This is a genomic window from Halomonas ramblicola, from assembly GCF_030409215.1.
GTDB lineage: Bacteria > Pseudomonadota > Gammaproteobacteria > Pseudomonadales > Halomonadaceae > Halomonas > Halomonas ramblicola.
The window spans coordinates 357,177-370,734 of the sequence record NZ_JAUFPL010000034.1 but is presented as its reverse complement, the minus strand read 5'-3'; the positions used below and the strand labels follow the sequence as shown (position 1 = coordinate 370,734).

General features: G+C 69.0%; 10 protein-coding genes and 2 tRNA genes. 10 read left to right on the top strand and 2 right to left on the bottom strand.

The features are described 5' to 3' along the window. Positions 1-31 precede the first annotated feature (31 nt). Positions 32-505 carry a tRNA adenosine(34) deaminase TadA gene (gene tadA / locus QWY80_RS18785; RefSeq protein ID WP_290235496.1) on the top strand — a complete coding sequence of 158 codons (474 nt, stop codon included), beginning with the start codon at positions 32-34 and terminating at the stop codon, positions 503-505. On the opposite strand, the gene QWY80_RS18780 is transcribed toward tadA, so the two are convergent. Then, a complete protein-coding gene (locus tag QWY80_RS18780) occupies positions 494-1,138 on the bottom strand; it encodes a diguanylate cyclase domain-containing protein (protein ID WP_290235139.1) in 645 nt (214 codons plus the stop codon). The genes tadA and QWY80_RS18780 overlap by 12 nt on opposite strands. Before the next feature lie 9 nt (positions 1,139-1,147). Then, positions 1,148-2,614, bottom strand: coding sequence for a membrane-bound lytic murein transglycosylase MltF (mltF, locus tag QWY80_RS18775; RefSeq protein WP_290235135.1), 1,467 nt, complete (start codon positions 2,612-2,614; stop codon positions 1,148-1,150). A 156-nt stretch (positions 2,615-2,770) separates the two neighbouring features. On the opposite strand from mltF, the gene purL reads away from it, so the two are divergent. From purL to QWY80_RS18730, 9 genes are all read left to right on the top strand, one after another. Beyond that, positions 2,771-6,709 carry a phosphoribosylformylglycinamidine synthase gene (purL, locus tag QWY80_RS18770; RefSeq protein WP_290235132.1) on the top strand — a complete coding sequence of 1,313 codons (3,939 nt, stop codon included), beginning with the start codon at positions 2,771-2,773 and terminating at the stop codon, positions 6,707-6,709. A 7-nt stretch (positions 6,710-6,716) separates the two neighbouring features. Then, positions 6,717-8,555 carry a DNA repair helicase RadD gene (gene radD / locus QWY80_RS18765; RefSeq protein WP_290235129.1) on the top strand — a complete coding sequence of 613 codons (1,839 nt, stop codon included), beginning with the start codon at positions 6,717-6,719 and terminating at the stop codon, positions 8,553-8,555. Positions 8,556-8,631: 76 nt separating this feature from the next. Beyond that, positions 8,632-9,561 carry a segregation and condensation protein A gene (locus QWY80_RS18760; RefSeq protein ID WP_435389386.1) on the top strand — a complete coding sequence of 310 codons (930 nt, stop codon included), beginning with the start codon at positions 8,632-8,634 and terminating at the stop codon, positions 9,559-9,561. Next, positions 9,558-10,409, top strand: a complete 852-nt coding sequence (gene scpB / locus QWY80_RS18755; protein ID WP_290235126.1) for an SMC-Scp complex subunit ScpB — start codon at positions 9,558-9,560, stop codon at positions 10,407-10,409. The genes QWY80_RS18760 and scpB overlap by 4 nt, the downstream gene beginning before the upstream one ends. After that, entirely contained in the window at positions 10,406-11,254 is an 849-nt protein-coding gene (gene rluB / locus QWY80_RS18750; protein ID WP_290235124.1) for a 23S rRNA pseudouridine(2605) synthase RluB, read from the top strand. The genes scpB and rluB overlap by 4 nt, the downstream gene beginning before the upstream one ends. 95 nt (positions 11,255-11,349) lie before the next feature. Beyond that, positions 11,350-11,425: transfer RNA gene (locus QWY80_RS18745), tRNA-Lys, on the top strand. A 30-nt stretch (positions 11,426-11,455) separates the two neighbouring features. Continuing rightward, positions 11,456-11,531: transfer RNA gene (locus QWY80_RS18740), tRNA-Lys, on the top strand. Between the two features lie 162 nt (positions 11,532-11,693). Beyond that, a complete protein-coding gene (locus QWY80_RS18735; RefSeq protein WP_290235121.1) occupies positions 11,694-12,932 on the top strand; it encodes a tyrosine-type recombinase/integrase in 1,239 nt (412 codons plus the stop codon). Then, positions 12,929-13,486, top strand: a complete 558-nt coding sequence (locus tag QWY80_RS18730; RefSeq protein WP_290235119.1) for a hypothetical protein — start codon at positions 12,929-12,931, stop codon at positions 13,484-13,486. Before QWY80_RS18735 ends, QWY80_RS18730 begins: the two co-directional genes overlap by 4 nt. The last annotated feature ends 72 nt before the right edge of the window (positions 13,487-13,558 follow it).

The following is a 13,558-nucleotide window of genomic DNA, read 5'->3' as shown; positions in this document are numbered from 1 at the left end:
TTTCATGCCAGTCTACATGGAGTCGATGGCGTTGCGCAGCGATGAATTCTACATGCACCGGGCGCTGGACCAGGCCCGTGAGGGGCTGGCCGCCGGTGAGGTGCCGGTCGGGGCGGTGGTGGTGGACGCCGCCGGCGAGATCGTCGGTAGCGGCTACAACGCCCCGGTGGCGGGGCATGACCCCAGCGCCCACGCCGAGATCCGTGCACTGCGCGATGCCGGCGTGCGCCTGGGTAACTACCGCCTCGACGGCTGCACCCTCTACGTGACCCTGGAGCCCTGCCTGATGTGCACCGGCGCCATCATCCATGCGCGGCTGGCGCGGCTGGTCTATGGCGCCGCCGAGCCGCGCACCGGCATGGCCGAGTCGAAGGCCAACCTCTTCGCCCAGCCCTGGTACAACCACCGTGTCGAGGTGCAGGGAGGGGTGCTGGCCGCCCGCGCCACCCGGCTGCTGAAGGAATTCTTCGCCGCCCGTCGCGGGGAGGGGACCTCAGACCGTTGATTCCGCCGACCTGACCCGGTTGCGCCCCGCCGACTTGGCGGCGTAGAGGGCCTTGTCGGCGGCGCGCAGCAAGGCGTCCAGTTGCAGCGGTCCCGAGGTCAGGGTCGCGGTGCCGATGCTGATGGTGAGCGGTGAGCCGTCGGCGTGCACGAGCTCCAGGGCCTCGATGCCCCGGCGCAGCGCTGCGGCCACCCGCAGGATCCACTGGGCCTCACTGGGCACCCCCGCGGTCAGCCGCCAGAGATTGGCGAAGCGGCGCATGGCGGCGAGGTGGTCGGCTATCTCCCGGGACAGGCCGTCGGCCATCTGCCGGCCCTCCAGGCGGGCCCGGGTCTCCAGGTTCCACTCGGCGAGCGTCTTCTGCTGGTGCCAGAACAGCACGGCCAGCAGCGCGAGCAGCAGCGAAGGCCAGAGCGCACGATGCAGGCTCGTCGCGGATGCGCGCCAGCCGCCGACGACGCCCATGAGCTGGGCCAGCAGCAGGGCGGCCAGGGTCGCCTGTTCGATCGCAGCCCCTCCCAGCGGCAGCAGGCTTGCGGGATGCAGGTCTTCGAGCCGTTGGGTGGCGAGCAGCAGGCCGGCCATCGCCAGCAACAGGGCGAGCAGGCTCGTCCGTGTGGCCCAGGCGATCATGCCGGGGCCCTAGTCGTCGGTCGAGGGGGCCAGGAAGGGATCATCGTGCTCACCCGGGTCGCCGAGTCGCACGTTGAGCAGGGGGAACTGCTGCTGACTGCGATCCACGTAGCTGAGAATCTCATGATAGCGTCGGATGTTGCGCACATAGATCACCGGCTCGCCGCCGCGGGCGTAGCCGTGGCGGGTCCGGCTGTGCCATTCGCGTTCCTGCAGCAGGGGCAGGGATTCGCGCACGTCGGCCCAGCGGTCCGGGTCGTCGCCGCGTGCCTCGGTGATCTTGCGGGCGTCGTAGAGATGGCCGAGCCCCACGTTGTAGGCCGCCATGGCCATGTAGAGGCGGTCCTCGCCGGTGATCGACTCCGGCAACCGCTCCTCGAGGCTCCTCAGGTAGCGGGCGCCGCCGGCGATGCTCTGGGCCGGATCCAGGCGGTCCTCGACCTCCAGGTCCCCCGCCGTGGCCTGGGTCAGCATCATCAGGCCGCGCACCCCAGTGGGCGAGGTGGCCTGCGGGTCCCAGTGCGACTCCTGGTAGCCCAGGGCTGCCAGCAGCTTCCAGTCGAAACCGCTCTCCCGGGCGGCCTCGCGGAACAACTCGGTGTAGTCGGGGAGGCTGTGGTCGACGTGCTGCAGGAAGGTGCGTGCCCCGACGTACTCCAGGTAGTCGTCGTGACCGAAGTAGCGGGCCACCAGGGCGTCCAGCTCGCCCATTTCGCGCAGCCTGTCCAGGAAGCGGTTGGCGGCCTCCACCAACGCCAGGCCGCGGTCGGCGGGGAAGGCCCAGGCCATGGCGAGCGGCTCGCCCAGCGGGAAGCCGCGTTCCACGCCCGGAAAGAACAGGCGGTTGAGACGGAACTGGTGCTCGAAGAGCACCGCGGCGTCGAGCGTGCCGTCCTCGATCCGCCTCAGCAGCTCGGCGGTTTCCACCTCCGGCGACGCCTCCCAGCGCAGCGCGGGATACTCGGCCTGCAGTTCGCGCAGCACTCGGCCGGTGCCGGAACCCCCGATGGTCCCGATCCTCAGGCCCTCGAGGTCCGCCATCTCCGCTACCGGGGGCAGGCCCCGGCGGTAGACCAGCACCGGTTGCAGCTCGAGGATCGGCCGGCTGAAGAGCACCCCCTCGAGGTCGGGCTCCAGGGGCAGGGCGGCGGCGCCCAGGTCGCCCTCCTGGCGCACCGCGTCCAGCACGCTGGCGATGTGGTGGTCGGCCTGGATGGTCAGGCTGACGCCGAGGTGGCCGGCGAAGCGCCGCACCAGCTCGTACTCGAAGCCGGTCGGCCCCTCGCGCCCCTCGTAGTAGGTGGTGGGCGTATTGCGGGTGTGGACGCTCAAGAACTCGCGCTCCAGGATCTCCGCCAGGTGACGCCCCGCGCCGTCCCGCGGGCGCTCGGGCAGCAGGGTCAGGCACAGGGCCACCAGCAGGGCCGTGTAGCCCCGCCAGGCGTGCTTGAGGTGATCGCTGACGGCTCGAGGCATGCGGTGACGGCTTGCGAGGGCGGCCCACCACGATAACCAGCCGGGGCCGGGCTGTCATCCGCACGATTTCTCGCCACCCCCGCTTTCCAGTATCATGTGCGCTCATTGCCGCAGGCTCGCGGCCCCGATCGTGAAGATTCTCAGAGGCTCCAGGATATGCTCGAACTGCGCGGCGCGCCCGCCCTCTCCGCCTTCCGTCATGCCAAGCTGCTGGCCGCCCTGCGCGACGGCGTGGCCGACGTCGAGTCGCTGCAGGCGGAGTACGTGCACTTCGTCGACCATGACGGCGACCTGGCCGACGAGGAGCTGAGCGTCTTGGAGCGACTCCTCGACTACGGGACTCGCGAGATCGAGCCCCGCGGCACCGGCGAAGGCCATCTCTTCCTGGTGGTGCCGCGCATCGGCACCCAGTCGCCCTGGTCCTCCAAGGCCACCGACATCGCCCACAGCTGCGGCCTGGTCAGGGTGAACCGCATCGAGCGCGGCATCGCCTACCGGGTCAGGCTCAAGGGCATGCTCTCCGAGAAGGCCTACACGCGGATCCGCGAGGCACTCCACGACCGCATGACCGAGACGGTGCTCACCGACGCCAGCGATGCGGCGAAGCTCTTCGCCCACCATGAGCCGGCCCCGCTGGGCAGCGTGGACCTCCTCGAGGGCGGGCGTGCGGCGCTGGAGGCGGCCAACGGCGAGCTGGGCCTGGCGCTGGCCGAGGACGAGATCGACTACCTGCACGACGCCTTCCGCAACCTGGGACGCAACCCCACGGACGTCGAGCTGATGATGTTCGCCCAGGCCAACTCCGAGCACTGCCGCCACAAGATCTTCAACGCCGACTGGGTGATCGACGGCGAGGCACAGAGCCACTCGCTGTTCAAGATGATCAAGAACACCTACCAGGAGTCGCCGGAGAACATCCTCTCCGCCTACAGCGACAACGCCGCGGTGATCCGGGGCAGCGAGGCGCCGCGCTTCTTCCCGGCGCCGCTCACCGGCCAGGCCGGCGAGCGCGCCGCCTACACCGGCCAGCATGAGCCGATCCAGATCCTGATGAAGGTGGAGACCCACAACCACCCCACCGCCATCGCCCCGCACCCCGGCGCGGCCACCGGTGCCGGCGGCGAGATCCGCGACGAGGGGGCCACCGGCATCGGCGGCAAGCCCAAGGCGGGGCTCACCGGCTTCACCGTCTCCAACCTGCGCATCCCCGAGTTCGTGCAACCCTGGGAGGCCTTCGACTACGGCAAGCCGGAGCGCATCGTCTCGGCCCTTTCGATCATGCTGGAGGGGCCCATCGGCGGTGCCGCCTTCAACAACGAATTCGGACGCCCCAACCTCGCCGGCTACTTCCGCACCTACGAGCAGGACGTCCTGGGCGCCAACGGCATCGAGTGTCGCGGCTACCACAAGCCGATCATGCTGGCCGGCGGCTACGGCAATATCCGCGACGGGCATGTCGAGAAGGGCGAGATCCCGGTAGGCGGCAAGCTGATCGTGATGGGCGGCCCGGCCATGCTGATCGGCCTGGGCGGCGGGGCGGCCTCCTCCATGGCCTCCGGCACCTCCAGCGCCGACCTGGACTTCGCCTCGGTGCAGCGCGACAACCCCGAGATCGAGCGCCGCGTCCAGGAGGTGATCGACCGCTGCTGGGCACTGGGCGAGGGCAACCCCATCCGTTTCATCCACGACGTGGGCGCCGGCGGCCTCTCCAACGCCCTGCCCGAGCTGGTCAAGGACGGCGAGCGGGGCGGCCTCTTCGACCTGCGCGCCGTGCCCAATGCCGAGCCGGGCATGAGCCCGCTGGAGATCTGGTGCAACGAGGCCCAGGAGCGCTACGTGCTGGCGGTGGCGCCCGAGGACCTCGACACCTTCGACGCCCTGTGCCGGCGCGAGCGCTGCCCCTACGCCGTGGTGGGCGAGGCCATCGAGGCCCACCACCTGGAGGTGCGCGACGGCCACTTCGAGACCCAGCCGGTCGATCTCCCCATGAGCGTGCTGTTCGGCAAGCCTCCGAAGATGACCCGGGAGTTCAGCCGCGAAGCGAACGAACTGCCCGGGGTGATGCTCGACAACCTCGACCTGCGCGAGGCCATGGACCGCGTGCTGCGCCTGCCCACCGTGGCCTCCAAGAGCTTTCTGATCACCATCGGCGACCGCTCCATCACCGGCCAGGTGGCCCGCGACCAGATGGTCGGTCCCTGGCAGGTACCGGTGGCCGACGTCGCCGTGACCACGGCCAGCTTCGACACCCACGCCGGCGAGGCCATGGCCCTGGGCGAGCGGCCCCCGGTGGCGCTGATCGACCCGGCGGCCAGTGCCCGCCTGGCGGTGGCAGAAGCCATCACCAACCTGGCCGCCGCGCCCATCGACCGGCTCTCCGATATCAAGCTCTCCGCCAACTGGATGAGTGCCGCCGACCACCCCGGCGAGAACCAGGCGCTGTATGACGCCGTGCACGCCGTGGGCATGGAGCTGTGCCCGGCACTGGGCATCGCCATCCCGGTGGGCAAGGACTCCATGTCCATGCGCACCGCCTGGCAGGCCGAGAACGACAAGGGCGGGGTCGAGGAGAAGAGCGTCACCTCGCCGCTGTCGCTGGTGGTCACCGGCTTCGCCCCGGTGCGTGACGCCATGGCCACCCTGACCCCGCAGATCAACCTGGAGCAGGACGAGTCCGACCTGCTCCTGATCGACCTGGGCGGCGGCCGGAATCGCCTGGGTGGCTCGGCCCTGGCCCAGGTCTACGGCCAGGTGGGCGACGCGTGTCCCGACCTGGACGACCCGGAGGACCTCCAGGCGTTCTTCGCGGTGATCCAGGGCCTCAACGCCGAGGGCAAGCTGCTTGCCTACCACGACCGCAGCGACGGCGGCCTGCTGGTGACCCTGCTGGAGATGGCCTTCGCCGCCCACTCCGGCCTGGAGATCAAGCTCGACTGGCTGGTCGACGAGCCGGTGGAGGCCTTCAACGCCCTGTTCGCCGAGGAGCTGGGCGCGGTGATCCAGGTCAACCGCGAGCATACCGAGGAGGTGCTGACCCAGTTCGCCGCGGCCGGCATCGAGACCTGCGGGGTCATCGCCCGGCCGCGCTACGACGACCAGGTCCGCGTGACGCTGTTCGAGGAGCCGCTGCTCGAGACCACCCGACTGCGCGCCCAGCGCACCTGGACCGAGACCAGCTATCGGATGCAGGCGCTGCGCGACAACCCGGACTGCGCCAAGAACGAGTTCGACAACCTGCTCGACGACCGCGACCCGGGCCTCTCGGCTCAGCCGAGCTTCGATGTCGAGGAGGACATCGCCGCGCCCTTCGTGAATGTGGCGAGGCCGCCGGTGGCGGTGCTGCGCGAGCAGGGCGTCAATGGCCAGGTGGAGATGGCCTGGGCCTTCGACCGCGCCGGCTTCGAGGCCGTCGACGTGCACATGAGCGACATCCTCGAGGGGCGCGTGTCGCTGGAGGCGTTCAAGGGCCTGGTGGCCTGCGGCGGCTTCTCCTACGGCGACGTCCTGGGCGCCGGCGGCGGCTGGGCGAAATCGGTGCTCTTCAACCCCCGTGCCCGCGATCAGTTCGCGGCCTTCTTCGACCGCGACGACAGCTTCACCCTGGGGGTGTGCAACGGCTGCCAGATGCTCGCCCAGCTGCGCGAACTGATCCCCGGCGCCGAGGCCTGGCCGCGCTTCGTGCGCAACGAGTCCGAGCAGTTCGAGGCGCGCGTGGCCATGGTCCAGGTGGAGAAGAGCCCGTCGATCCTGCTGGCCGGCATGGAGGGCTCGCGGCTGCCGATCGCCGTGGCCCACGGCGAGGGACGCAGCGAGTTCCGCGACAGCGCCCACCTGCGCAGGATGCAGGGCAGCGGCCAGGTGGCCCTGCGCTACGTGGACAACTACGGTCAGGTGACCACCCGCTACCCGGCCAACCCCAATGGCTCGCCCTCCGGCATCACCGGCCTGACCACCCCCGACGGCCGGGTCACCGTGATGATGCCGCACCCCGAGCGGGTGGTCCGCGCCGTGACCAACTCCTGGCGCCCGGCGGAGTGGACCCGGGACGGCGCCTGGCTGCGGCTGTTCCGCAACGCTCGGGTGTGGGCCGGCTGAGGCGCCCATGCCGACCCGGCAACCCGCAGCGAAGGCGGCCTCCGGGCCGCCTTCGGTGTCTTCACCCCCGGCCCTGCGTCCCTACCAGCGGGAGGCCGTGCGCCGGGTCGTCGAGCACTTCCGCGCCAGCAGCGAGCCGGCGGTGGTGGTGCTGCCCACCGGCAGCGGCAAGTCGCTGGTGATCGCCGAGCTGGCGCGCCTGGCCCGGGGGCGGGTGCTGGTGCTGGCCCATGTGCGCGAGCTGGTCGAGCAGAACCACGCCAAGTACCAGGCCTATGGCCTCGCGGCGGACATCTTCAGCGCCGGGCTGGGGCGCAAGGAGAGCGGCCGCCAGGTGGTGTTCGGCTCGGTGCAGTCGGTGGTGCGCCGCCTCGAGAGTTTCGACGACGGCGATTTCACCCTGCTGGTGATCGACGAGTGCCACCGGGTCTCGCCCGACGAGGACGCCAGCTACCGCAAGGTGATCGACCGCCTGCGCACCGCCAACCCGAGGCTCAAGGTGCTGGGATTGACGGCGACCCCCTATCGGCTGGGGCAGGGCTTCATCTATCACCGCCACCATCACGGCATGGTGCGCGGCGAGGAGAGCTGCTTCTTCCGCGACTGCGTCTTCGAGCAGCCGCTGCGGCTGATGGTCCGGCAGGGCTACCTGGCCGAGCCCAAGCGGGTGGACGCGGCCATCGAAGGCTACGACTTCTCGCGACTCGCGCCATCGGCAAGCGGGCTGTTCCGCGAGGCGGAGCTGGACCGGGTGGTGGCGGGCCATCGCGCCACCCCGGGCATCGTCGCCGAGGTGGTCGAGCGTGCCGCCGACCGCCGGGGCGTGATGCTGTTCGCCGCCAGCGTGGCCCACGCCGAGGAGGTCCTCGGCTACCTGCCGGTCGGCCAGGCCGCCCTGGTCACCGGCGAGACGCCGTCCGCCGAGCGCGAGCGGTTCATCGCCGCCTTCAAGGCCCGCGAACTCAAGTACCTGGTCAATGTGGCGGTGCTCACCACCGGCTTCGATGCGCCCCACGTGGACCTGATCGCCATCCTCAGGCCCACCGAGTCGGTGAGCCTCTACCAGCAGATCATCGGCCGCGGCCTGCGCCTCTCGCCCGGCAAGGCGGACTGCCTGGTGCTCGACTATGCCGGCAACCCCTGGGACCTCTACGCCCCCGAGGTAGGCGCGCCCCGACCGGCCTCCGATACCCAGCCGGTGCAGGTCGAGTGCCCTGCCTGCGGCCACGCCAACCTGTTCTGGGGGCGGCACGACGGCGAGCTGGTGATCGAACACTTCGGCCGTCGTTGCCAGGGGCTGGTGGACGCCGCAAGCGGCGAGCCCGCACTGCCCGAGGAGGGGCGGCGGACGCGCCAGTGCGACTTCCGCTACCGCTTCAAGACCTGCGACGAGTGCGGCGCCGAGAACGATATCGCCGCGCGGCGCTGCCACGGGTGCCAGCGGCTGCTGGTGGACGCCGATGACAAGCTCCGGGAGGCGCTGCGCCTGCGTGACGCCCGGGTGCTGCGGGTCAGCGGCATGCGGCTCGAAGTCACCGTCAACGGTCGTGGACTGCCGCGGCTCAGGGTGACCTATCACGACGAGGACGGTGCCACGCTCGCGGAGTGGTTCGCCCTGGAGACCCCGGCCCAGCGGGCCGCCTTCGCCGCGGCCTTCCTGCGCGACCACCTGCGTGCCCCCGGCATGCCCTTTCGGCCCACCACCCCCGAGGAGGTGATCGCCGAGCGACGGCGCCTGCGCCACCCCGACTTCGTGGTGGGCCGCAAGGTGGGGCGCCACTGGCAGGTGCGCGAGAAGCTCTTCGATTACACCGGGCGCTATCGCCGCGCCGAGGCGGCGGAGTAGGGTGCGATGCTGTCTCCCGCGGCACCATCTTGCTAGACTGGCGCGTTGATCCCGCGTCCCCGGAGAGGCACGCCGCGTGAGCGCCACCCCCGATACCGCCAGCCCCGAGCAGACAGCCGTCGCGGCCCAGCAGGCCGAGGTGCTGGGGCGGCTGTTCGACGAGCCGATCACCGAGCTGCCGGAGGACCTCTACATTCCACCGGAGGCGCTGCGGGTGTTCCTCGAGGCCTTCGAGGGGCCGCTCGATCTGCTGCTCTACCTGATCCGGCGCCAGAACCTGGATATCCTGGCCATCGACGTGGCCGCCATCACCCGCCAGTACATCGAGTACGTGGAACTGATGAAGGCGATGGAGATCGAGCTGGCCGGGGAGTACCTGCTGATGGCGGCGATGCTCGCCGAGATCAAGTCGCGGACCCTGTTGCCGCGGCCGCCGAAGGAGGGCGGCGGCGACGAGGAGGAGGACCCGCGGGCCGAGCTGATCCGTCGCCTGCAGGAGTACGAGCGGCTCAAGAACGCCGCCGAGGAACTCGCCGAGCTGCCGCGCCTGGGTCGCGACTGGTTCCCGGCCAAGGCGGCGCTGCCGCCGCTGGAGTCGCGGGTGATCCACCCCGACGTGGGACTGGACGAGCTGCTCGGCGCCCTGGCCGGCATCCTGCGTCGCGCCGAGCTCAACCAGACCCACCAGATCAGCCGCGAGGTGCTCTCCACCCGAGAGCGCATGCTGTCGATCATGGAGCGACTCGGCGGCGGGCACTTCACGCCCTTCGAGGCGCTGTTCACCCTCGAGGAGGGGCGGCCCGGGGTGGTGGTGACCTTCATGGCGATCCTCGAGCTCGCCAAGGAAGCGATGATCGAGATCGTGCAGAACGCGCCGCTCTCGCCGATCCATGTGCGGGCCCGGGCGGCGCTGGCCGAGGGCGAGGACGGCGAGCTGGACGACCTGGAGGTCGAGGGCGAGAGTGCCTTCGAGGAGGACGACGGCGAAGGGGAGGAGCGGCCATGACCGCCATGGAGTTTCCCGAGGCCCTGGACGAGATCCTGGAGGCGGCGTTGCTGGCCGCCGGCGAGCCGCTCTCCCTGGAGCGGCTGGCGGGGCTGTTCGACGACCACGAGCGTCCGCCCCGGCGCGCCCTGAGCGAGGCGCTGGAGCGCCTGGCACTGCGCCACGAGCGCGGCGCCATGGAGCTGCTCGAGACCGCCTCGGGCTACCAGCTGCGCATCCGGCCGCGCCTCTCGCCCTGGGTGTCGCGGCTGTGGGACGAGCGTCCCCAGCGCTACTCCCGGGCGCTGCTCGAGACCCTGGCGCTGATCGCCTACCGCCAGCCGGTAACCCGCAGCGACATCGAGGAGGTGCGCGGCGTCACGGTGAGCGGCTCGATCATGCGTACCCTGCTCGAGCGCGGCTGGATCCGCGTGGTGGGCCATCGCGACGTGCCGGGGCGGCCGGCGGTCTATGCCACCACCCGCAGCTTCCTCGACGACTTCGGCCTCAAGACCCTCGACGAGCTGCCGCCCATGCACGAGCTCAAGGAGTTCGAGGCGCCGCGCTTCGAGGAGGACGCGCCACCGCCGGCCCAGGCCGAGATCCTCGCCCAGGCCGATGCCCCCGAGGGCGCCGCCGCCGGGGCGCCGCAAGATTCCGAACACCCGGAGGCGGCGGCCGAAGCCGCCGGCACCTCCGACACGACGGCCGGGACGGCCGACGACGACCACGCCGGGACGGCGTCCGAGCGGACCGGGCTGAGCTTCGCCGACCTCGAGGCCCGCCTGTCCGAACGCGCCCTGGGCCGCGTCGACGATGACGCTGCCCCGGGGGCGGAATCCACATCCAGTGAGAACGACGACTCATGAGCAACACCAGCGAAAAACTGCAGAAGGTCCTGGCCCGTGCCGGGCTGGGTTCGCGCCGCGAGATGGAGGCCGCCATCGCCGACGGTCGGGTCAGGGTCAACGGCCAGGTGGCGACCCTGGGCGACCGCATCGAGACGCGCGACAAGGTGCTACTCGACAACCGCCCGGTGACCCTGCGCGGTGCCGAGGAGGTGCCGCGGCGGGTGATCATGTACAACAAGCCGGAGGGCGAGCTGTGCACCCGCAAGGACCCGGAGGGGCGGCGCACCGTCTTCGACCGCCTGCCGCGCCTCAAGGGCGAGCGCTGGATCGCCATCGGCCGCCTCGACATCAACACCAGCGGCCTGCTGCTCTTCACCACCGACGGCGAGCTGGCCAACCGCCTGATGCATCCCTCCACCCAGGTGGAGCGCGAGTACGCCGTGCGGGTCATGGGCGAGGTCAAGAAGGAGCAGGTGGTGGCCATGGTCGAGGGGGTGATGCTCGACGACGGCCCGGCGCGCTTCACCGACGTCCAGGAGTTCGGCGGGGAGGGCATCAACACCTGGTTCCACGTGGTGATCATGGAGGGACGCAACCGCGAGGTGCGCCGCCTGTGGGAGTCCCAGGGGCTCACCGTCAGCCGCCTCAAGCGGGTTCGCTACGGCAACATCTTCCTCGACAAGCGGGCCAAGGCCAGCGAGTGGGTGGAGCTTAGCCAGGAGGAGATCGACGACCTGGCCGAGACCGCCGGACTGCCGCCGCGCAAGGTGCCGGAACTCACCCCGGACGAGCGCAACCGCTGGAGTCGCGACAAGCACAAGCGCAAGCCGGTGCAGGCGATGCGCAAGCCGCGGAGCCGCTGAGGCAGGAGCCCCGCGACGCCACGGCGTATAAGACAAAAGGCAAAAAATCCTTGCCAGTGGCGGGGTGGATCAGTATTATCTGCCCCCGTTCGGACGGGTCGTTAGCTCAGTTGGTAGAGCAGTTGGCTTTTAACCAATTGGTCGTAGGTTCGAATCCTACACGACCCACCATCCGAGCCTGTATGCTTGTTCGCAAGCACCGGGTCGTTAGCTCAGTTGGTAGAGCAGTTGGCTTTTAACCAATTGGTCGTAGGTTCGAATCCTACACGACCCACCAGTCATAGGTTTCATAGCTTCTCACGAAGTATCTGAAACCGCACAAGAAAGCGCCTCCGGGCGCTTTTTTGTTGTCTGCGCATATCGCACCTTCTCTTGACTTATCAGCTTACGAGGGGGCATCTATGGGGGCAGAATCATGCCCCTGCCAGGAGGTGCCCCCATGGCGACGACCAACAAGCTGACGGCGACCGCCGTTCGCAATGCCCAGCCCAGAGACAAGACCTACCGCCTGTCCGATGGTGGGGGCATGTACCTGGAAGTCACGCCAAGTGGGGGCATGTACTGGCGGTTGAAGTACCGGCACCACGGCAAGGAGAAGCGCCTGGCCATCGGTGTCTATGGTGAGGGCGCCGGCAAGGTGTCGCTCGCCCAGGCCCGCAAGGCCCGCGACGAGGCCAAGGAGATGCTGGCGCAGGGGCTGGACCCCAGCACCGCCAAGCGGCTTGCCAAGGAGCAGGGCAGGGCGGCCGCCGACAACACCTTCAAGGCCGTGGCCACCGAGTGGCTGGAGCACATCCACAAGCACGAGGTGGTTCCGGCTCACTTTGAGCGCAACAAGCGCCGCCTCGAGCGCGACATCTTCCCCACCCTGGGCCACCGGCCGGTCGGCGAGATCTCTCCTCCCGAGCTGCTGGACTGCCTGCGCAAGGTCGAGAAGCGGGGGCATCTGGAGACCGCCTCGAGGATCAAGACTGTGTGCGGCCAGGTCTTCCGCTACGCCATTTCAACCGGCAAGGGCCGCCGAGATCCGACAGCCGACCTCCGGGGCAGCCTGCGCCGGGCGAAGACCAAGCACTTTGCGGCCATCACCGATCCCAAGGAGATTCCCGCGCTGCTGCGAGCCTTGGATGGCTACGGGGGGACGCCGGTCGTCGTGGCCGCCATCAACCTGGCCCCGCTGGTATTCGTGCGCCCTGGTGAGCTGCGCACCGCGCAGTGGTCGGACTTCGACCTCGAGGCCGCTACCTGGTCATTCCAGCCCAGCAAGAACGCTGATCCGCTGATCGTCCCGCTGCCGCGTCAGGCGGTGCAGATCCTGCGAGACCTGTATGGCCTCACCGGCCCCGATGGCTATGTCTTCCCCAACGCCCGCAGCCGCACCCGCCCGATGAGTGACAGCACCATCGGCGCCGCCCTGGACTATCTCGGCTTCAAAAACAGGATGACCGCCCACGGCTTCCGCGCCATGGCCCGTACCATCCTGGCTGAGCGTCTGAACTACTCACCCGAGCACATCGAGCAGCAGCTTGCCCACAAGGTCCGCGATGCCAATGGCCGCGCCTACAACCGGACGCAGTTCCTCGAGCAGCGCCGGGAGATGTTGCAGAGCTGGGCTGACTACTTGGACGCATTGCGTGCTGGCGCCGGCAACGTCGTGCCGATCAGGGGGCAAGTATGAGCGATTACGGAATGTTGGCGCCGGCGATCGCCCAACTGGAAAGCTGGACGTTAGAGGATGCCATCCATGCTTACTCAGAGTGGGCCGCGACTGGCGGAGACACTGACGCCGCTCTTGCTAGCCCACTCATACAGTGGCAGTCGTGGCATCAAGATCTACCAAGGTTTCACCAAAGGTATGAACAAGGCGACTCTGCTGCCCTGCTAAAGGCGGTAGAACGGTGTGCCTTGGTCGGGCTACCTTTACCGACCTGGTGCCGACAGGCCTATGTGAAATCATGGCGGAAGGCATCGCATTACGAATGCCGGACATTGGATGAGGCATTTGATTACGACGACTTGAAGGGCATCAATCTTGCGAGAGCAAGAGAGCGTTTCCTTAACTCTGTGCACGTCGTCAGTGAAGTGAAGCGAATGATCCACGCAGGCATTACAGTGGAGAAGGCATTCCAGCTTGCAGCTGAGAGACACGGCGTTTCATTTTCACGAGCTCGAGACTGGTATTACGAACTTCGTTATGACCCGAGCACTGCTCGCTTTCTTCCAGAAAAATAAAAATCTCCCGGAAAGACTAGCCGCCCTCCATCTTCCATCCTAGCCATGTCGAACGATCAAGAGGAATCACGG